We start from the raw sequence: 21,228 nt of genomic DNA, 5'->3' as shown, positions 1-21,228 counted from the left end.
TGATTTAAAAGCCCATTCATGCTAAATGAGTTCCCAAAAAATCATTTTATTTTAACTTTTTCGAAAAATCACTAACTCACAACTCAATCATTCACAACTAAAGAAAATCACTAAATCACAACTCACTCATTCACAATTAAATCTACCCCACTCTCGGGCTGCGTTTAAATTCTTTTGTTCTATCAAATAGGTAACGATAAGTAATGTATTCTTTATCTCTGGTTGTTCCTAGTTGTGAAACAAAACGATTCATTTTAGGATTAAAATCGCCTACCCAATTCATATCAATCGTTTCATACTGATAATGCGGATTATCTCTACCTGCCTGACGAAAACGCAAAGCAATGGCAGATTCAACTCCTTTACCTTGATAGTCGGGTACTACACCAAAAATTACCCCACAAGTACGGGTAATCACACCACGCATTAGTAAAAGCATAAACTTCGCTTTTTCCCATACGCCAAACTTTCCATTAAGGTGTTTTACAATCTGATTGATATCTGGAATCACGATAAAGAAAGCAATCGGACGCTCGCCAGCATAAGCAAACCATGTCAGTTCCTCGTCGATGATAGGCTTCATTTGTTTTACAAGGTTGCTCGCTTGCTCCTCCGTCATGGCTTTTACTCCCGGGAATTTTGCCCAGCCTTCATTAAAAATTGTCCTGAAATCTTCTCCATATTTTGCTAGTTTACTTTTTTCAATATGGCGGAAAGTATACTCAGGGTTTTCATAAATACGCCTAGCTTTTTCCTCTACCGTTGGTGCAACCGTAGCCGCACGAATTGGCGTCACATATACATATTGTTGGAAATAATCCTTAAAACCATATTTCTCGAAAAATTGAATATAATAAGCCTTCGTCCAAGGCATTTTATAAGTAGGTTCAAATTGCCATCCTTTGGTCATCAATCCCCAAAAAGAATCTCTTTCTCCAAAATTGATTGGTCCATCCATTGCCTCCATGCCTTTGCCTGTCAGCCAATTTTTACACGCATCAAACAATAAAAAAGCGGCAGATTCATCTTCAATACATTCAAAAAAGCCCATTCCTCCCGTAGGTTGTTCTTCTTTGTTAGCAGTCTCCTGATTAATAAAAGCAGCTACTCTACCGATGGTTTTACCTGCGGCATCCTGCAAAATCCATCTGATGGCTTCACCATGCTTAAAATATTTATTTTTCTCAGGATTAAAGGTATTTTCAATGTCTTGGTCGAGCGGACGAATCCAATTTTTATCATACTCATACAAGCGAACGGGTAGTAAAAGAAATTCTTGTTGGAGATGTTTATGATTAGCTACTTCTAAAATGGTCATTGTTGTTCAGTTGAATTATTTTTTTTCAAAGATAGAGGATTTGTAATACAGACCATCTATTTACTTGCTTACTTAGTTATCAGAAACGTAATCAAGTAGAATTTAACGGGCGTAATTGTCAAATATCCTTGAACAGCCTACCGTTTGTCATGCGATAAGCATTTTGGAACGAAAATTACTTCAATCCGTTATACTTTTATTAGTTTTGTAAAGTTTTAAGAAAATAATCACAGTCATAGATTCTGAATTAATGCAACCCCTAAAGATATACAATACCCTCAGCCGAGAAAAAGAACTTTTTACGCCCATCAACGCTCCACATGTGGGAATGTATGTTTGTGGACCAACTGTATATAATTACGTTCACCTTGGAAATGTTCGTACGTTCTTAACTTTCGATATTCTCAATCGTTATCTCACTCATATTGGCTATAAAGTGCGTTATGTAAGAAACATTACTGACGTTGGCCATTTAGTGGGCGATGGAGATGAGGGGGAGGACAAAATTGGTAAAATGGCGAAGCTTGAAAAGCTTGAGCCGATGGAAATTGTACAACGTTATACCAACGATTTCCATAAGGTACTCCTACAATTTAACTTATTGCCACCTAGTATCGAGCCATCTGCTACAGGGCATATCGTAGAGCAAATAGAAACTACTAAATCTTTAATCGACAAAGGTTTGGCTTATGAATCGCAAGGTTCAGTATATTTTGATATTGCTCGCTATAATGCTGAAGGTGGTAATTATGGTAAACTTTCGGGAAGAGTATTAGATGATTTATTAACGGAAACGCGTGATTTAGATGGCGTTGGCGAAAAGCGTAATCCACTGGATTTTGCCCTTTGGAAAAAAGCAGCACCTGAACATTTAATGCGTTGGACTTCCCCTTGGGGCGATGGTTTTCCAGGGTGGCACTTGGAATGTACTTGTATGAGTACTAAATATTTAGGTGATACGTTCGATATTCATGGTGGCGGAATGGATTTAAAATTCCCACATCACGAGTGCGAAATTGCCCAAGCCAAAGGAGCTAATGGTGTTGAGCCTGTTCGTTATTGGATGCACTCTAATATGCTTACGGTGAACGGACAAAAAATGTCTAAATCACTTGGTAACTCGTTTTTACCTAGCGAATTGATGGCAGGTTCGCATCCATTATTAGACCAAGCCTATAGTCCAATGACGGTTCGTTTCTTTATGTTGCAATCGCAATATAGAAGTACGCTTGATTTTTCAAATGAAGCCCTAAAGGCAGCTCAGAAAGGGTATAAGCGTTTAATTAATGGTTTAAGAATTATAAAAAATATCGAATATTTGGCTGATGATTCAATCGCAGTTGATGAAAAACACGTATTAGAAATAGAGAAAGGCATTCAAGCTTGTTACGATGGTTTGAATGACGATTTAAATACAGCAGTTGCCATTGCGGGTTTATTTAATTTGGTAAAGAAAATAAACCAAGTTTACATGGGACAACTACAAACAGCACAGTTAGGAGAACAAGTTTTTACTTCCTTAAAAGAAAGCTTTATTGCTATTATTGAAAATGTACTTGGTCTTATTGAAGAGCCTAACGAAAACATAGAGGCTTTTGCCAAAGGAATGCTTTCGTTATACCGTGAATACAAAGAGGCAAAACAATACGATAAGGTAGACGAAATAAGGGGTTACTTTAAAGCAAATGGGCTCGTTATCAAGGACATGAAAACTAAAATTGATTGGGCATACGAGGAATAGTCGTAAACTTAATTTCGCTTAATCTATAAACAATAAAAATGAGAACTCCGGGTTTAACGCCTATTGTTAGGGCATTGATGGCTATCAACATCATCGTATTTGGTGTTGAATATTTTGGTCATAAAGAGATGATTGTGTCGGTAATGGGGCTTCATTACTTTACTTCTGAGAAGTTTTTACCCTTCCAGTTTTTAACATCTATTTTTGTTCATGCCGACCTTCGACATCTTTTTAATAATATGCTCGGATTGTTTTTCTTAGGGCCGATGTTGGAAATGTATTGGGGAGAAAAACGTTTTTTAACGTTCTTTTTAGTAACAGGAATGGGGTCTGGCTTGTTATATATGGGGTTAAAATATTATGATTATTCAACACTTGAAGCAGCCACAAGGGCGTATATTGAGCACCCAGACTTAAATCAGTTCAGTAAATTTCTGTATCAGTATTTTCCAGACGGAATACCTCATAATGCTTATGCACTAATTGAAGGTAATCCAAACAATATTACCGTACAGAATTCTGTTCTAATTGCACAAGAATGCTTGAGATCTGTGTTGGATACTCCGCTAATTGGAGCATCTGGTGCGGTGTTTGGGGTAATGGCTGGCTTTGCTTTGCTTTTCCCTAACACAGAACTTATGCTTTTTTTACTTCCAATCCCAATAAAAGCAAAATATTTTGTAGCTTTATATGGACTATACGAGCTATATGCGGGGCTCAATAAAATGCCTGGTGATAATGTGGCACATTTTGCCCACATTGGTGGAATGGTTTTTGCCTTTATACTGATTAAAATATGGGGTAAAAATAGAAACTCCTTCTATTAAAAGTACTAACTTTTTGTTTTTCAATCTGTTATATTGAAACATTGATAATTTTTGAGTAATATTAAAGTTTATAAAGGAATATAAAAATGAGTGGGATTTTAGATGACTTTAAAGATGCTTTTTCCAAGCGAAATAATGGTTTAATCCAGCTGATATGGCTGAATGTAGCTGTATATGTGGTGATGTTGTTGGTATTGATAAGTCTTACAATTTTCTTCAAAAAAGCAGAATTGTTCGACAATGCGTTGTCATACCTGAGCCTCACGCCGTCTTTAGGTACTTTTTTGTACCGTCCATGGACGATTCTGACGTACTCATTTTTCCATTCTGTCAATCCCATTGCCCATCTATTGCCTAATATGCTAATGCTTTACTGGTTTGGAGCAATTATTCAGGAATTTTTGGGTAGCCGTAGGCTAATCAATTTATACATTTTGGGGGCAATCTTCGGAGGTGTTTTTGCATTGCTTACCTTCAATTTTATTCCTTACTACCAAACAGCAATCAATACAACCATTATTGGGGCATCGGGCAGTGTCATGGCAATTATGTTTGCTGCCGCTACGCTTGCACCTGACTATACGTTCTTCTTGTTTTTGATTGGTCCTGTTAAAATAAAATACATTGCTTTCTTCTTCTTTTTAATTTCATTGGCTGGAACCATTGGCATCAACGCTGGCGGAGGTATTGTGCATTTGGGCGGAGCTTTGTTAGGGTATTTATATGTAAAACAATTACAGGCAGGCAACGATTGGGGAACACCTATAGATGCCACGGTAGATTTTTTCAAAAGAATTGTGAATCGTACCGAAAAACCTAAAATCAAAGTGGCTTATCGCCAAAAAGAAACATCTTATAATAGTTCAAGTGTAGGTGTTGGCGTTGGCTATCCAGATGAAGATGAGGTAGATGCTATTCTAGATAAAATCTCACGTTCTGGCTACGAAAGTCTGACAAAAGAAGAAAAACAAAAGCTTTTTAAAGCTTCACAGAAGTAAAATTATAACCATTTTCGTTAAAAAGGTCAAGTAGAAAATCTGCTTGACTTTTTTAATTGATACTAAGCTTCAAATATTTCCGTAAATTTGTTAGCTTGTTCCTAAGTTTCACCTTAGATTCTTTCTATATTTAACTATCAGTCAAACATTTTAAGGATAAACAGGGTTATCTACTTACAATTTTCACTCGAAAAAACCGATGCAAATTATACCCGGAAAAATATTAGCCCAGATTAACACTCCCGAAGATTTGAGGAGACGTAATCGCTCAGAATTGTTACAAATTTGTGACGAACTACGTCAGTACATTATTGATGATGTATCAGTGTATGGCGGACATTTTGGGGCTTCACTTGGTGTGGTTGAGTTATCAGTAGCACTTCACTATGTCTTTAATACCCCTAACGACCAACTAATATGGGATGTAGGACATCAGGCTTATGGGCATAAAATTCTGACGGGTCGTAGAGATAATTTTCATACCAATCGCCTATACGGTGGAATATCGGGTTTCCCGAAACGCAAAGAAAGTAAATATGATGCCTTTGGTGTAGGACACTCTTCTACTTCTATTTCGGCAGCCTTGGGGATGTCTGTAGCTTCTAATTACAAAGGAGAAACCGACCGCCAGCATATTGCCGTAATTGGTGATGGCTCAATGACGGCAGGCATGGCTTTTGAAGCGATGAATCATGCGGGTGATATTCCGAATAATATTATCATTATCCTGAATGATAATTGCATGGCGATTGACCCTAACGTGGGGGCTTTAAAAGAATATCTCACAGACATTACTACTTCGCATACGTATAACAGAGTAAAAGACGAAGTGTGGAACCTGTTAGGCAAGATGTCAAAATTTGGCAAATCTGCTCAGGATATTGTTTCTAAAATAGAAAACGGACTGAAAGCTACTTTGTTGAAACAAAGTAATTTATTTGAGTCTTTGAATTTAAGATATTTTGGTCCTATTGATGGGCATGATGTAGAATATATGGTAACGGTACTGAATGATTTGAAAAACATTCCTGGACCAAAAATATTACATTGCATTACTACAAAAGGGAAAGGCTATGCCTTGGCCGAAAAAGACCAAACGCTATGGCATGCCCCTGGGAAATTTGATAAAATTACTGGCGAAATCAAAAAGAAGTATTATTCTACGCCACAGCCACCAAAATATCAAGATGTTTTTGGGCATACGCTTGTAGAATTAGCAGAGAAAAATCCGAAAATTATGGGTGTAACACCTGCAATGCCTTCGGGAAGCTCGCTGAATTTGATGATGAAAGTAATGCCAAACCGTGCTTTTGATGTAGGAATTGCCGAACAACATGCCGTTACTTTCTCGGCAGGGATGGCATCCCAAGGTCTTACGGTTTTCTGCAATATCTATTCAACGTTTATGCAACGTGCTTATGACCAAGTGATTCACGACGTAGCGATACAGGAACTACCCGTTATTTTCTGTCTAGACCGTGCAGGTTTTGCTGGTGCCGACGGCCCAACGCATCATGGTGCTTATGATATTGCTTATATGCGTTGTATTCCGAACATGATAGTTTTTGCTCCGATGAATGAGAAGGAATTGAGAGATATTATGTTTACCGTTTCTGATGATGAATTCAAGCAACTAAAAAGTTGTATTTCTATCCGTTACCCACGTGGCGAAGGGATGATGCCAGTGTGGAAAACTGACTTTGAAAAAATTGAAATCGGTACAGGACGCAAAATAAAAGATGGAGAAAAAGTAGCCATCCTTACGCTAGGTCATATTGGTAATTATGCTGTACAAGCTTGTGAAGTATTAGAGAACGAAGGAATCAATCCCGCACATTATGATATGCGTTTTGTAAAACCATTGGATGAAGTAATGCTGCACGAGATTTTCCAAAACTTCGATAAAGTCATCACCGTTGAAGATGGTTGTATACAAGGTGGTTTTGGTACAGCAGTTGCTGAATTTATGCTAGATAATAACTATTCGGCACAAATAAAGCGATTGGGTATTCCAGACAGGGTTGTAGAACATGGCGAACAATTAGAGTTACACCATGAATGTGGCTTTGACCCTGAAGGAATTGCGGAGGCAGTGAGAGCTATTCTAGGTACTGAAAAAAATGCTCCCAAGACAGATAATATTAAGATAGTTTTAAATTAAGCTATTGAAAGGTAAATCTAAAGGCGAATTAATTTCGCCTTTTTTTATTTTCCCCTTAATTACCTACATTTGTTGCATGAAACAATTTACAGCCATATTGCTAAGTTTTGTCATCTTTATAGGGAGTTTGTTCCCAAAAGCTGATGCTTTGCAGTTAGCCAAAGTTGGAGAATTGGTAAAACATTACAATCAACACAAAAACAGTTGGAATGAAAATATTAGCTTCCTAGAGTTTTTGGCAATGCACTATTCTGCTACGTCTAAACACTTCAAAACAGCGAAACATTCTCATTCAAATTTACCAAACCTAAATTCACATAACACCACAACGCTATGTGAACCTACGTTCAATAAAAAAATTGTCCTCCCCTTTGTTGCTATCTTCAAAGTTTTTTCTGAACCAAATTTCGTTTGGAAAAATTTCTATCGTTTCTCTATAGTACAGACACTATTCAACCCTCCTCGATTCTAATATCCCTTCTAGGCAAAATACGCTTTGTCATTTCTTATCATTCTTTCCTCACGAAGGTGCCTTCGTGAAAATACCTTTATTTACAATAATGAGCTATCCTCTTGATAGGGTTACAATTTTTTGTATCCTACCATTTGGGCTATTCTTCTTGACATACATACAATGATAGATTCAATCATTCGATTCAGCATATACAATAAGCTGACAATCGGCTTATTGGTATTGGCATTGGTGACGTGGGGTGGTATTTCCTTAACCCAACTGACCATTGATGCCCTTCCAGATATCACTTCAAATCAGGTACAAGTAATCACGCAATCGCCCGCTTTACCAGCGTCTGAAGTAGAAAAATTTATTACTTACCCACTCGAAATCTCTTTAAGAACAGTTCCTAATACCAAAGGTATCCGTTCTGTTTCCAGAATGGGCTTATCGGTAATTACTGTTGTTTTTGATGATGATGTCCCTACTGAAATAACGAGGCAACAAGTTTCTGAAAAGCTGAGGGAAGCCGAACCCAATTTAATTCCTGGGGCTGGTCGCCCAGAGATGGCTCCTATTACCACTGGTCTTGGCGAATTTTATCAATATACTCTAGTAGTCGACCCCAAATTTAAAGATAAATATTCGTTGTCCGATTTACGAACAATACAAGACTGGGTAGTTAAAAGACAGCTATTGGGCATAAAAGGAGTAGTTGAAGTAAGTTCTTTCGGGGGGCATTTAAAACAATATGAAGTTGCCATTAATCCCGAAAAACTACGAGCAATGAACCTGAGTATTGCAGAAGTATTTCAGGCTTTACAAGATAACAATGCTAACTCTGGCGGTAGTTATATCGAAAAAGGAACAGATGCCTACTTTATTCGTTCAGAAGGACGCATAAATAGCTTACAAGACATCGACAATGTTGTCATCACTACCCGTGCAGGCATTCCCATATTGATTAGTGATGTGGCCAAAGTTCAGTTCGGTCATGCAGTTCGTTATGGTGCTATGACACGTAATGGTGAAGGCGAAGCTGTTGGTGCAGTAATGCTTTTATTAAAAGGCGAGTCTGCTGAAAAAGTAGTCGTTCAAGTTAAAAAACGCATAGAAGAAATTCAGAAAACACTACCCGAAGGTGTCAAAGTAGAAGCCTTTCTGGATAGAAGTAAGCTTATCGACAAGTCTATTAATACTGTTCAGAAAAACTTAATCGAAGGTGGTTTAATCGTCGTCTTTATTTTGGTATTACTGTTGGGTAATCTTAGAGCAGGCTTGGTAGTAGCATCTGTAATACCCCTCTGTTTGCTTTTTTCTTTCGCCATGATGAAACTCTTCGGTGTTTCGGCCAACTTAATGTCACTCGGAGCGATTGATTTTGGTTTGATTGTAGACGGAGCCGTTATCATTGTAGAAGCCGTTGTCCACAGGCTACATACTCGTACAATTCCTGCCAGTCATGATGGCAAAGCCTATGTCTTGAGCCAACAAGAAATGAACGAGTCTGTGTATGACTCAGCAGTAACCATCAGAAAATCTGCCGCTTTTGGTGAAATCATTATATTGATTGTTTATTTCCCGATTCTTGCTCTTACGGGCGTGGAAGGCAAAATGTTCCGTCCGATGGCCGAAACCGTAAGTTTTGCGATTGTCGGTGCATTGATTTTATCGTTGACGTATGTGCCTATGATGTCGTCTTTGTGTTTAAGCAAAAAGATTGACCATTCAGAGACCATTGCGGATAAAATTATTAATTTTTTATATAAGTATTATCAACCCATCATCACTTGGGCATTGAATAAAAAATTGATTATTTTAAGTACTTCGCTAGCATTTTTTATAGCAAGTTTATTACTCTTTGGCACGCTAGGTGGTGAATTTATCCCTGAATTAAATGAAGGAGATTTTGCGGTAGAAACGATATTACATAGCAATGCTTCTTTATCACAAAGTATCAAATCGAATAATGATGCCCAAAAGCTTTTACTCCGTGAATTTCCAGACGAAATAGACCAATTGGTTTCCAGAATTGGTTCATCTGAAATCCCTACTGACCCAATGGGTATTAATTCTTGCGATTTAATCATTGTTTTGAAAGACCCTAAAGCATGGAAAAAGGCCGAAACAATGGACGAACTCGGCGAAAAAATGGAGGAATTATTAAAGGATATTCCAGGGGTAAATTTTGAATTCACACAGCCTATTCAAATGCGTTTTAATGAATTGATTGCAGGGGTGAAGTCGGATGTAGCCATTAAAATTTTTGGAGAAGACCTTGATGTTTTATTTGTAAAAGCCCAAGAGATAGCACAAAAAATACATAAAGTGAATGGTATTGCTAATTTAAAAGTACAACAAATAGCTGGTGTGCCACAGATGGTAGTGACTTATGACCGCCAAAAAATTGCACAGTATGGTTTAAAAATCAGCAACCTCAATACCCTCTTAAAATCAGCTTTTGCAGGGGAAGAAGCAGGTGTGGTTTATGAAGGTGAAAAACGTTTTGGATTAGTGATTCGTCTCGATTCTTCGTATCGAAAAGATATCCAGAATATCAAAGACTTATATTTGGATTTGCCCAATGGCTCAAAAATTCCGTTCTCAGAAGTTGCCAATATTCAATACAAAGATGCCCCTGCTGAAATCACCAGAGATAATGCTCGCCGTAGAATTTCAATCGGAATCAGCGTTCGGAATCGTGATGTAGAAAGTTTGGTAGCCGAGGTACAAAGCATTATTGACAAGCAAGTAAAACTACCAATTGGCTACACTATTGAATATGGAGGTACTTTTGAAAACCTCCAAGCAGCCAAAAGTCGTTTGTTTATTGCTGTCCCCGTAGCCCTTTTCTTGATTTTTGCACTTTTATACTTCACCTTCAATTCGTTGGTTGAAGCCCTCATTGTTTTCGTTGCCATTCCTCTTTCGGCCATTGGCGGTATTTTATCGCTTTGGGTTCGAGATATGCCATTTTCAGTGTCGGCAGGTATTGGTTTTATCGCTCTTTTTGGGGTAGCCGTATTGAATGGTATCGTACTGATTTCATACTTCAAAATTCTTGAAAAAGAAGGTATAAAAGACATCAAAGAACGGATTTTAGAAGGTACAAAAACTCGTTTCAGACCCGTAATGATGACGGCGGCTGTGGCTTCTATGGGCTTTTTACCAATGGCACTCAGCCATTCTCCAGGTGCAGAAGTACAAAGACCTTTGGCAACTGTAGTAATTGGTGGTTTGATTACAGCAACTATACTGACTTTGGTAGTACTTCCTGTGATTTATAGTTTGGTTTTTAATAGAAACCCTAAAACACCCAAAAACATAGCCACTGTTATCGTACTATTATTGATAAGTACTACCACTTTTGCACAAAACAATACACCACAGTCATTACAGATGTGTATTGATAAGGCTGTTCAGCAGAACCAAAACTTAAAGATTTCGAACCTAGAAATTAGAGGAAATCAGGCATTGGTAAAAACTGCCCGCGAATTGCCTAAAACAAGTTTTGATGCGCAGTACGGTCGCACACAAGTGTTTGATGGTAATGATGTCACTTTTTCAGTAGGACAAGCCTTTGCTTTGCCGAGTTTATATAAAGCCCAAGAAAACGTGCTAAAAGGCAATGTTTTAACGGCTGAAAAGCGGGCTAGATTAACTAAAACACAGTTGATTGGTGAAGTAAAAAGCATTTACTTCCAAATTTTATATACACATCAATCCATCAAACTGTTACAGCAACAAGACAGCCTTTATCAAAGTGCATTCAAAGCTGCCTCAGTGCGATATAAAACGGGGGAAACGGATTTGTTGGAAAAGGTATCTTCTGAAACACGATTAAGAGAAATACAAAATCGTATTCAGCAGGCACAAGCTGATGAGCAAAACCTGTATCAAACACTGCAATTTTTGATGAATACTCGTGAAAGCTTCGTGATTGATTATAGCATTGATACGCAAAAAACACTTTTAGCGAGTGATGCTCAGGTGGCCTCAAATCCTTTCTTAGAAATCATCAAACAACAAAGCGAAGTAAGCAAATTGCAAACCAATTTGGAACAACAACGTTTGAAACCAGATGTAAGAGTAGCATTGACCAACCAAAGTATTGAAAAACATTTCAATCAAAATTATGTACAAGTGGGCATTAATGTACCGATTTTCACGAAGGCACAACAAGCAAGAATCAGTGCTTCTAAAATCAATGAAGAGGTAATTAATCAGCAATATCAGTATGCTGAAAATCAGCTACAAAGTCAGCTAAATTCCTTAAAAATTCAATTCGACAAAGCTGATAAGTCTTTGAATTATTATAAAAATTCAGCGATTCCACAAGCCGATTTAATAGCCAAAACGGCTGCTAAAAGCTATCAGGCTGGTGAGATAGAATATGTAGAATTTGTGCAGAATATCACACAAGCTTGGCAAATCAAAGAAAGGCACTTAGCTGAATTGCAAAACTTTAACCAAATTATTATCAACATCGAAACATTAATCGGAAATGAATAATTCTCAAAAATATCATATAAATATCCTTCAAAAATGTATTGTAGTGGCTTTCGTTTTTGTAATAGCCGTAGCTTGTTCTAAACCAAAAGCGGCAGAAGAAAAAGAGGATAAGGATGAAAAAACAGACATCGTCACCTTATCTGCTGAGCAAGTAAAAAATGCTCATTTAGTAGTTGGGGCTTTTGATAAAACTACTATTTCAGATGAAGTAAAAGCAAATGGTGTAGTAGATGTACCCCCTATGAATATGGCGTCAGTCAGTATTCCTATTAGTGGTTATGTAAAAAGCACTAATATTCTTCCGGGTTCGGCTATTAAAAAGGGCGGTGTTTTAGCAACTATTTATAGCATGGATTATATCCAATTGCAACAAGATTATTTACAGGCTGTAAGTCGCCTAAAATTCTTAGAGCAGGAATTAGACCGCCAGAATGTTTTGAGTAAGGAAGACGTTGGTGCTAAAAAGAAATTACAACAAGCTGATTCGGAGGTATCTTCTATGAAAGCACAAGCCAAAGCCTTAGAGTTAAAACTTGAATTGATAGGATGTTCGATAGAAAAATTAAAAAAAGGACAAATTACATCTTCTGTCAATATTACTTCTCCGATTGAAGGTTATATCAAAACTGCCAATGTATCTATCGGGAAGAATATTGCTCCGACGGATGTATTATTTGAAATCGTGGGCAATGCCCATAAGCATATAGAGCTAAAAGCTTTTGAAAACGACATCAATAAAATAAAGGTTGGACAAAAAATAGTGATTGAAAGTCCTAAGTTTGCTGAAAAGCCAATGATGGCTACTGTGTTTTTAGTAGGTAAAAATGTAGATGCTGATACTAAAACTATTAATATCCACGGACATATTGATAATGAAACAATGGAAGATAAACTGACTGTGGGGCAATATGTTAATACGAAAATTTTTACGGGTAAAAGAATTGTAAATACATTACCTGAAACAGCTGTAGTGTTGCATGACAATGGGGGCTACATTTTTATCCAAATAAAAGAAAATACTTTTAAGCAAGTTGCAGTAAAAATTGGAACAGTCGAAAACGGAAACATAGAAGTGATACTCGATAAAAATATTGAAAATCAACAAATTGTAAAACAAGGGGTATCAATTTTACAAGCTATGCTTACTGGTACAGAACATGGCGAGCATTAATTAAATTTTATTAGATGCAACCCTTTAAGGCTTAATCCTGTATTTATAATCGTTGTACAGAAGAAACTATTTCTCAATTAAACGTTATAAATTATGGATGTCACAAAAGAAAAAATTAATCGCCTTACTTTTCTAAAACAATTAGGATTATCAGGAGCTAGTCTAATGGCAGTGTACTGTGGTGTAACGATGACCTCCTGTACCAATGAAGGAGATATAGCAGGACCACTACCTACTGGCGGAATAACCTTTGATTTATCGGTAACTGCTAATGCAACCTTACTAACAAAGGGAGGATACATTGTAGATAGAACCAATAATATCGTTGTGGCTTATACTAATGTAGGTACTTACGTTGCTGTAACGTTGATTTGTAGCCATGAAGGGCAGAAACAAATAACCTATGCTACTGATAAATTTTATTGTACTGCACACGGAGCTACTTATGATAATAATGGCAAAGGAACTAATAGTTATGGGAGTGGTGGCTTAAGAACTTATACTGTTACACAAAGCGGTACAATTTTAACAGTAAGTTAGCGAGACGCTACACCCAAAAATTACGTATGTCTTTAATGACAGTAAACTACGAAATGGCTTTCAATAATTCATAAAGCCATTTCGTTTAAAAATTTAGACTTATGAAAAAATATCTATTAGTATTCAGTTGCCTATTGAGTTTCCAAAGCTTTTGTCAGGACGATCTCATGGATATGCTTAACAAGCAAAGTGAAACAAAAACTGAATATACTACCGCAACCTTTAAAGCTACGCGCTTAATCAATGGACAGACCATTGAAACGGTTAATAAGAAGCACCTTAATTTCTGGATTTCGCATAGATTCGGGGCAGTCAATTCAGGGTTTATTGATAATTTCTTTGGACTAGATGAAGCAAAAATCAGGTTGGGCTTAGAATATGGTTTAACCGATAACCTAACAGTTGGTGTAGGTAGAAGTTCGCAAGAAAAAACTTACGACTATTACTTAAAATACAAAGCTATTCGCCAGTCGACTAATGTGCCTGTTACTGTTACAGGGTATGTGAGCGGAGCAGCCAATACGATGATTACAGGTTATACCCTTGAATCTGGCTCAACATTGAAATTTAACGATAACCTTGAACGTCAGACTTATTGCGGACAAATCCTGATTGCTCGTAAATTCAGTGAGAAACTTTCCTTACAAGTCATGCCTACTATTATTCATTTCAATAAAACGGAGGTTACAGACATGAAAAGCGAGGTGTTATCATTAGGTTTTGGGGGAAGATACAAACTTTCTAAAAGGCTGAGCTTAAATGCCGAATATTACCTTACCGACCATGGCACTAGCAGTGTTTCTAGCAAATACCACAATTCTTTAGCCATTGGTTTTGACATTGAAACAGGCGGACACGTTTTCCAGTTGCATTTCACGAATTCAAAAGGAATGATTGAGCGTCATTTTATTGCTCAGACCATTGGACAGTGGAGTAATGCTGATATTTTTTATGGATTCAATATTTCCAGAACATTTAGTTTTGATGGAAAGTCAAACAAAAAAAAGAATTAATATGAAAAACCACTTCCTTACTTTTATTGGTGTTTTGTTGATAAGTCAAGCGAGCTACGCACAGTTATTCTATACGCAAACAGGCAAAACCAGCTTTTTTTCTAAAACGCCTTTAGAGGATATTTCAGCGGTAAACAGTGCTGTTTCGTCTATTTTGAACACGACTACCAACGATATTGCTGTGAGAATGAACATTAATCAATTCAAATTTCCGAACAGGTTAATGGAAGAACACTTTAATGAAAACTATTTAGAATCTGAGAAATTTCCTGCGGCAACATTCAAAGGGAAAATCGCTGAAAAAATAGATTTCACGAAAGAAGGTTCTTATGATGTTACTGTAAAAGGAGTCATGATGATTCATGGAGTAACGCGCGAGAAAGCCATTACTGGAAAACTAATCATTGGTAACGAAGGGATAGCCATAGAATCTAATTTTGAAATTGCTTTAGTTGATTATAAAATAGATGTTCCCAAATTAGTATGGGAAAAAATTGCAGAGAAAATATCCGTAAAGAACAATTTTATCCTGATAAAAAAGTAAGACACTTTGTAAAATGAAGCTTTTGAACATGTGTCATCCCGAATTTTAAAATCAAAAAAAGCGGTCGAAAAACTAATTTTGACCGCTTTTTTGATTTATGGATACAGATTATAGTTCCGTTAGGAACACTATATCGGTAGAAGAAGCATCCTATTAATCCCCCAAGCCCCATCGGGGCGAAATATTTCGCCCCGATGGGGCTTGGAGAGAATGTTATTTAGCAAATATAACTACCGATATTTCACCTCCATGAGGCTATTTTGTCAAACTTCCCTATTTTAAGAGAAATTCGGGATAACTCATATTTTTTATCGTTAAAAATTATCAAATATCATTTTTAATAAATACCGTTAACTGCTATTGATTAATCAAGCTAATCCTTCTTATTTTTAAAGCTATATTACCCTTCTTATCCTTTGTTCATTTCCGAACAAAAAGTGTATCATTTCCGAACACTTTTCAATAAAAATACAATACAATATACTAATTATCAGTAGTTTACATTTTTGGCATTATCTTCTCAATAAATTGTTCAAACAGAATGGTTAAATGATGAAACACATCTAATCTTATTAATTAATTTCAATACAATGGATAGAGTAATCGAAAAAAACAAATGGTCGGCAAAACGCATTCTTCCTTGGGTGGGGGGCGTGGCAATAGTTGGCCTGATTGCAGCAAGTTATTTCAATACCACAGGTAAAAGCAAATTGAATGTGGATGAAGGCAAAATTATGATTTCGGAAGTAAGCAAAGGAAGCTTCCAAGAGATTATTCCTATCAATGGTATTGTTTTACCTATTCAAACTATCTATTTGGATGCTAGTGAAGGCGGTAGAGTGGAAGAGCTTTTTGTGGAAGATGGTGCTATCGTAAAAAAAGATCAGCCTTTACTAAAATTATCTAACACCGACCTTGAGCTAGACCTTGCCAATCGTGAAACTTCTGTTTTTCAATTGATTACTCAAATGCAGTACACTCAAAACTTAGCCCGTGAAAACACCATTCGTCAACAAGCTAACTTAGCAGACATTGACAATGCATTGTTAGAAGCCAAAAGAGTGTATGATTTGAACAATCGTTTACATAAAGAAAAAGTGATTTCTGAACAAGATTATAAATCATCTCTAAACCTTTATAACTATAATGTTCGCCGTAAATCTTTGATTGAAAAAACGTTGAAGCAAGATTCAATCACAACGGCAACTCAGCTAACACAAATGAAAGAGACGGTGGCTCGTACGCAAGAAACGTTGAAGTTGATGCGTAAGAAAGCTTCTGATTTAATAGTAAAATCTCCTGTGGCTGGTCAGCTTACTTCAAGAAATGCAGAGGTCGGCGAAAACAAAGTACGTGGTGTAAGGTTAGGACAAATCGATGTATTGAGCGGCTTTAAAGTGCGTGCTGATATTGACGAACACTATATTTCAAGAGTATTCATTGGTTTAACGGGCGAGTTTACAATTTCAGACAAAACGTATAAGCTACGCGTTAAGAAAGTTTATTCACAAGTAACGAATGGACGTTTCCAAGTAGATATGGAATTTATAGGAACACCACCAAGCGATATACGTCGTGGACAAACTTTACAAGTACGTTTATCTTTAAGTGACCAAACTCAGGCTGTGTTATTAGCAAAAGGTGGGTTCTATCAACAAACTGGTGGAAACTGGATTTTCAAAGTAGGTGAAAACGGAGAAAAAGCTTATAAAGTAGATATTCAATTGGGTCGTCAAAACCCTGAATACTATGAAGTTTTGGAAGGCTTAAAACCAGGTGATAAAGTAGTAACGTCTAGTTATGAAAACTATGGGGATATGCAGGAATTGGTTATAAAGAAGGAGAGTAAGCAGTAAGCTGTGAGCTGTAAGCCATGAGTTTTGAGCTTTGGGTTAGATAGATTTTAGATTTTCATATATGTTATTATTTATGAAATCTTAAAAGTTAAAGCTCAAAGCTCACTTCTCAAAGTTAATAGCTATAATAGCTGTAAAAAATGAGCTTTGAGTTAGATAGATTTTAGATTTTCATATATGTTATTATTTATGAAATCCTAAAAGTTAAAGCTCAAAGCTCACTTCTCAAAGCTAATAGCTATACTAGCTTCGAACCATATCCATAAAGCATTTTTCTAATTTCGTTTACTTTATCATTAAGAAAATCATGGCTTTGTATGCTGATGTAGTTTAAATCTTTCGCTAATAATAATTGATACTCTAACTCAGAGGCAGACCCTTTAGCGATTGTTAAAAAACAGTTGAATTCGATATTACTTTCTCGACCACAACCTTCAGCAATATTGGTAGGAATAGATGAGCTAGAACGTCGCATTTGACTGATAAGTCCAAAAAGTTCATGTTTAGGAAAAAGAGTAGTTGTTTTATAAATTTCTAAGGTTAGTAAATGGCTTTTTTGCCACACTTGTAGTTTTTTAAAATCTCTCATTGTAGTATTTTTTAGGTATAAGATATGAGCCTTAAGCTGAAAGCTAATTGAACAATAATTTACTAATAACATAAATTAAAAACTAAAAAGTACAAAACTCATTGCTCAAAGCTCAAGGCTGAAAGCTAATTAAATAACATAAATCATAAACTAAAGTACATAGCTAAAACTCACTGCTTAAAGCTCAAGGCTCACAGCTCAAAGCTAAAAGCTAAAAATCTAAAACCATGTTAAAAATTACAGACTTAGAAAAGATTTACCGTACTGAAGACATCGAAACGGTTGCTTTAAATAAACTTTCATTAGAAGTAAAGAAAGGTGAATTTGTAGCCATCATGGGCCCTTCGGGTTGTGGTAAATCTACTTTATTAAATATCATTGGTATGTTGGACGACGCCGAAAAAGGTAGCTTTATGTTCAATGGCGAAGAAATCATTCATTTCAACGAGCGCCGCCGTGCTGACCTCCGCAAGCGTAATATTGGTTTCGTGTTCCAGTCTTTCAACTTGATTGACGAACTAACAGTGTATGAAAATGTAGAATTACCGCTTTTATACTTGGGTGTAGATGCCGCCGAACGCAAACAAAAAGTAGAAGCAGTATTAGAAAAAGTACAGATTATGCACCGTAGAAACCACTTTCCACAACAATTATCGGGTGGTCAGCAACAGCGTTGTGCCGTAGCGCGTGCCGTTGTAAATACACCAAAATTAATATTAGCCGATGAACCTACAGGTAACTTGGACTCTACGAATGGTAATGAAGTAATGCAGCTATTAACTGAACTAAACGAAGCTGGTACAACTGTTATCATGGTGACTCACTCTGAACACGATGCTCGCTATGCGCACCGTATCATACGTTTGTTAGATGGTAAAGTTGTAATGGAGAATATTTTGGGATAAAGAAAGCTATGAGTTGTAAGCTTTGAGCAGTGAGAAGTGAGTTCTTGTTGTCAAAGATAAAATTGCAAAGCTCATCGCTTAAAGCTCAAGGCTCATTGCTAAAACTGACAGCTAAAAAACCTTTAAAACCATGCTAAAGAATTATATAAAAATAGCTTTTCGCAATCTTTTGAGAAACAAAAGTTATGCTTTTATCAACATTGCAGGTTTGTCTTTAGGACTTACTTGTGCAATGTTGATTTTCGCCTTAGTTCGCTACCATTTTAATATTGATAAACATCACAGTAAATATGCAAATACTTACAGAATTGTAAGTGAATTTATATCAAGTGAAGGTGGTGAAAATTTCCATACACCGGGCATTCCGTATCCATTCGGGAAGGCTGTTTTAGCTTCGTATCCAGAAATCGAAAACCTTTCGATGACAGAAATACAAGGGGGCTATTTTGTAGCAGTTTCGTCGGGAAATGGCATAGATAAAAAATTTAAAGAAACCGAAGAAGGAGCATTCGTTGAGCCTTCTTTCTTCAAAATTTTTGACTATGAGTGGATTGCTGGTGGTAGTGAAGAGTTGAAAAACCCTAATACTGTGGTAATCAGTGAGAAAAATGCTATCAAGTATTTTGGAACAACTGACGTGCTTGGCAAAATCATTAAAAATGATGGTCGCTTGAGTCTAAAAATCGTTGGTGTTTTTAAAGATTATAAAGACAACACCGATTTTGCTTACCAAGTAATGACATCCTATGCTAGTTTGAAAGAATTTTATGGTTCAATCAACGATGATTTTGGCAGTACCAATAGTAGCACTCGCTGTATTGTTTCGCTGAATGATAAGTTCACTAAAGCCAATTGGGATAAGCAAATGCTGAATTTCGTAAAGAAATACAGACCAGATGAGGTAAAAACAATACGTTATCCGATGCAACCACTCAAAGAAATTCACTTTTCAGAAGATTATGGTGGCGTAAATAAAAACTTAATCCTATCACTCTTTGCCATTGGTATTTTCTTAATCATCACCGCAAGTATCAACTTTGTTAATCTAGCGACTGCTCAGGCATTGAAACGCTCAAAAGAAGTTGGTGTTCGTAAAGTTTTGGGTAGCTCTAAGTCGCAATTGTTCTGGCAATTTATGGCAGAAACTGCTATGATTACCATTACATCATTAGTGATTTCCTTATTTCTATTCCAATTTGGCGAGAAAATAGCACGTGAATATTTAGATGGAGCATTCAAATTTACTTTCTATTTCGATGCCTCAGTCATTCTTTATATCGTTGGTATCGTAGTAGCAGTAATTCTGCTTTCTGGAGCTTATCCAGCTTTAGTATTAGCAGGTTTCCAGCCCGTAATGGCTTTAAAAGGGAAAATTTCTACGCAACAAGTAGGAGGTTTTTCAGTAAGAAGAAGTTTAGTAGTAGTTCAATTTGCCATTTCGCAAATGCTAATCATTGGTATGGCTGTAGTTACTAGTCAGCTATCCTATTTCCAGAATACCGATTTGGGCTTCAAAAAGGATGCCATCATGACGGTGCAGCTACCATTTGTGCCTAGACAAGATATTGTAAAAATGAACACCTTTAAAAACTTAATTTCGGCTATCCCTGATGTTGAGAAAGTAAGTTTTTCAATGTCGGGTGCTCCACAATCTGGTTGGGTGAGTAGTACAAGTCTAAAATTTGATAACCGTCCGGAAAGTGAAAAATGGAGTACACACGCTAAAGGAGTTGATGCCAACTATTTAGATTTATATGGCATCAAACTAGTAGCAGGTCGAAACCTCTACCCTGCCGACTCTGTCAGAGAAGTAATTGTTAACGAAGCCTTTGTAAAGAAATTAGGGATTAAAGACCCTGCTCAAATCATCGGTAAAAAACTTGCCTCAAGAGGCAAGAATGTAGATATCGTTGGAGTAGTGAAAGATTTTCACCAACAATCGTTGGCAAATACCATTGACCCACTCTATATGACAACCGATGCTACTAATTTTTACTTTGCCAACTTAAAATTACGTTCGGCAAACTATCAAAAAGTAGTTAAATCGTTAGAAAAAGCCTTTAATCAAGTATATCCAGAAAGTTATTTCGATAATCAATTTGTAGACGAAGCCATCCAAAGAGCCTATCAGGAAGAAGAAACCATGGGCAACCTGATTAATTTCTTTGCGTTAGTGGCTATCCTGATTGGTTGTTTAGGGCTTTACGGATTGGTATCATTCATGGCTACTCAGAAAACCAAAGAAATCGGTATCAGAAAAGTATTAGGCGCAAGTGTTGGAAACATCTTGGCACTATTCGGAAAAGAATTTGCACAATTAATTATCATCGCATTTGTCATCGCCGCACCAGCAGCTTGGTGGATAATGAACGGTTGGCTACAAAACTACGAATACAGAATTAGCATAGGCGTAGGTATATTCTTGCTTTCTATAGGCACTACCATTTTAATTGCCGGCATTACAGTTGGTTATCGCTCTATTCGTGCATCGTTGGCAAATCCAGTAAAAAGTTTAAGAACAGAATAGTTTTGAATTTGGAGTTTTGAATGCAGCGTGAAGCGTATTTTTTTACCGAAATTCAAAACCTCAAATCCTTTA

15 protein-coding genes are annotated in these 21,228 nt (G+C 36.7%); 13 read left to right on the top strand and 2 right to left on the bottom strand.

Translation table 11 applies throughout. The annotated features are described in order from the left end of the window. Window positions 1-142: 142 nt before the first annotated feature. Window positions 143-1,318 (bottom strand): hypothetical protein, encoded by a 1,176-nt coding sequence (locus tag AC07N0_RS06320; RefSeq protein ID WP_494588535.1) that lies wholly within the window; start codon window positions 1,316-1,318, stop codon window positions 143-145. A gap of 250 nt (window positions 1,319-1,568) precedes the next feature. Here AC07N0_RS06320 and cysS point away from each other — a divergent pair, with 250 nt between their 5' ends. The 11 genes from cysS (at window position 1,569) to AC07N0_RS06265 (ending at window position 17,135) form a co-directional block, all read left to right on the top strand. Further along, window positions 1,569-3,059 carry a cysteine--tRNA ligase gene (gene cysS, locus AC07N0_RS06315; RefSeq protein ID WP_492801566.1) on the top strand — a complete coding sequence of 497 codons (1,491 nt, stop codon included), beginning with the start codon at window positions 1,569-1,571 and terminating at the stop codon, window positions 3,057-3,059. A 38-nt stretch (window positions 3,060-3,097) separates the two neighbouring features. Next, window positions 3,098-3,886, top strand: a complete 789-nt coding sequence (locus tag AC07N0_RS06310; protein ID WP_494588534.1) for a rhomboid family intramembrane serine protease — start codon at window positions 3,098-3,100, stop codon at window positions 3,884-3,886. A gap of 86 nt (window positions 3,887-3,972) precedes the next feature. Then, on the top strand, window positions 3,973-4,884 hold the full coding sequence (locus AC07N0_RS06305; protein ID WP_494588533.1) for a rhomboid family intramembrane serine protease: 912 nt from the start codon (window positions 3,973-3,975) through the stop codon (window positions 4,882-4,884). A 199-nt stretch (window positions 4,885-5,083) separates the two neighbouring features. Next, entirely contained in the window at window positions 5,084-7,045 is a 1,962-nt protein-coding gene (dxs, locus tag AC07N0_RS06300; protein ID WP_494588532.1) for a 1-deoxy-D-xylulose-5-phosphate synthase, read from the top strand. Window positions 7,046-7,121: 76 nt separating this feature from the next. Continuing rightward, on the top strand, window positions 7,122-7,517 hold the full coding sequence (locus tag AC07N0_RS06295; protein ID WP_492801559.1) for a hypothetical protein: 396 nt from the start codon (window positions 7,122-7,124) through the stop codon (window positions 7,515-7,517). A gap of 162 nt (window positions 7,518-7,679) precedes the next feature. After that, a complete protein-coding gene (locus AC07N0_RS06290) occupies window positions 7,680-12,011 on the top strand; it encodes a CusA/CzcA family heavy metal efflux RND transporter (RefSeq protein ID WP_494588531.1) in 4,332 nt (1,443 codons plus the stop codon). Beyond that, window positions 12,004-13,182, top strand: a complete 1,179-nt coding sequence (locus AC07N0_RS06285; RefSeq protein ID WP_494588530.1) for an efflux RND transporter periplasmic adaptor subunit — start codon at window positions 12,004-12,006, stop codon at window positions 13,180-13,182. Before AC07N0_RS06290 ends, AC07N0_RS06285 begins: the two co-directional genes overlap by 8 nt. A 93-nt stretch (window positions 13,183-13,275) precedes the next feature. Then, the gene (locus AC07N0_RS06280; protein WP_494588529.1) at window positions 13,276-13,722 is read left to right on the top strand and encodes a Rieske 2Fe-2S domain-containing protein; all 447 of its coding nucleotides are present in this window, start codon (window positions 13,276-13,278) and stop codon (window positions 13,720-13,722) included. Window positions 13,723-13,823: 101 nt separating this feature from the next. After that, window positions 13,824-14,735 (top strand): DUF5777 family beta-barrel protein, encoded by a 912-nt coding sequence (locus AC07N0_RS06275; protein ID WP_494588528.1) that lies wholly within the window; start codon window positions 13,824-13,826, stop codon window positions 14,733-14,735. A gap of 1 nt (window position 14,736) precedes the next feature. After that, entirely contained in the window at window positions 14,737-15,279 is a 543-nt protein-coding gene (locus AC07N0_RS06270) for a YceI family protein (protein WP_494588527.1), read from the top strand. A gap of 590 nt (window positions 15,280-15,869) precedes the next feature. Then, window positions 15,870-17,135 carry an efflux RND transporter periplasmic adaptor subunit gene (locus AC07N0_RS06265; RefSeq protein ID WP_492801548.1) on the top strand — a complete coding sequence of 422 codons (1,266 nt, stop codon included), beginning with the start codon at window positions 15,870-15,872 and terminating at the stop codon, window positions 17,133-17,135. 238 nt (window positions 17,136-17,373) lie between these two features. Here AC07N0_RS06265 and AC07N0_RS06260 read toward each other — a convergent pair whose 3' ends face one another. Then, entirely contained in the window at window positions 17,374-17,724 is a 351-nt protein-coding gene (locus tag AC07N0_RS06260; protein ID WP_494588526.1) for a four helix bundle protein, read from the bottom strand. 227 nt (window positions 17,725-17,951) lie between these two features. Here AC07N0_RS06260 and AC07N0_RS06255 point away from each other — a divergent pair, with 227 nt between their 5' ends. Continuing rightward, complete coding sequence (locus AC07N0_RS06255; protein ID WP_309922375.1) at window positions 17,952-18,629, top strand: ABC transporter ATP-binding protein; 678 nt, start codon at window positions 17,952-17,954, stop codon at window positions 18,627-18,629. A 130-nt stretch (window positions 18,630-18,759) separates the two neighbouring features. Continuing rightward, window positions 18,760-21,156: an ABC transporter permease gene (locus tag AC07N0_RS06250; protein WP_494588525.1), complete on the top strand. Its 2,397-nt coding sequence runs from the start codon at window positions 18,760-18,762 to the stop codon at window positions 21,154-21,156. Window positions 21,157-21,228 lie beyond the last annotated feature (72 nt).

It is taken from the genome of Arcicella sp. GW821-FHT09D11, from assembly GCF_059416265.1.
Note: the sequence above shows the minus strand (reverse complement) of the source record. Positions and strands in the feature narration are given on the sequence as shown.

Coding starts and splice junctions, on each gene's coding strand:
- AC07N0_RS06265 (WP_492801548.1), top strand. CDS start 15,870: ATGGATAGAGTAATCGAAAAAAACAAATGGTCGGCAAAACGCATTCTT.
- AC07N0_RS06295 (WP_492801559.1), top strand. CDS start 7,122: ATGAAACAATTTACAGCCATATTGCTAAGTTTTGTCATCTTTATAGGG.
- AC07N0_RS06275 (WP_494588528.1), top strand. CDS start 13,824: ATGAAAAAATATCTATTAGTATTCAGTTGCCTATTGAGTTTCCAAAGC.
- AC07N0_RS06270 (WP_494588527.1), top strand. CDS start 14,737: ATGAAAAACCACTTCCTTACTTTTATTGGTGTTTTGTTGATAAGTCAA.
- AC07N0_RS06290 (WP_494588531.1), top strand. CDS start 7,680: ATGATAGATTCAATCATTCGATTCAGCATATACAATAAGCTGACAATC.
- AC07N0_RS06255 (WP_309922375.1), top strand. CDS start 17,952: ATGTTAAAAATTACAGACTTAGAAAAGATTTACCGTACTGAAGACATC.
- AC07N0_RS06310 (WP_494588534.1), top strand. CDS start 3,098: ATGAGAACTCCGGGTTTAACGCCTATTGTTAGGGCATTGATGGCTATC.
- AC07N0_RS06285 (WP_494588530.1), top strand. CDS start 12,004: ATGAATAATTCTCAAAAATATCATATAAATATCCTTCAAAAATGTATT.
- AC07N0_RS06280 (WP_494588529.1), top strand. CDS start 13,276: ATGGATGTCACAAAAGAAAAAATTAATCGCCTTACTTTTCTAAAACAA.
- cysS (WP_492801566.1), top strand. CDS start 1,569: ATGCAACCCCTAAAGATATACAATACCCTCAGCCGAGAAAAAGAACTT.
- AC07N0_RS06305 (WP_494588533.1), top strand. CDS start 3,973: ATGAGTGGGATTTTAGATGACTTTAAAGATGCTTTTTCCAAGCGAAAT.
- AC07N0_RS06320 (WP_494588535.1), bottom strand. CDS start 1,318: ATGACCATTTTAGAAGTAGCTAATCATAAACATCTCCAACAAGAATTT.
- AC07N0_RS06250 (WP_494588525.1), top strand. CDS start 18,760: ATGCTAAAGAATTATATAAAAATAGCTTTTCGCAATCTTTTGAGAAAC.
- AC07N0_RS06260 (WP_494588526.1), bottom strand. CDS start 17,724: ATGAGAGATTTTAAAAAACTACAAGTGTGGCAAAAAAGCCATTTACTA.
- dxs (WP_494588532.1), top strand. CDS start 5,084: ATGCAAATTATACCCGGAAAAATATTAGCCCAGATTAACACTCCCGAA.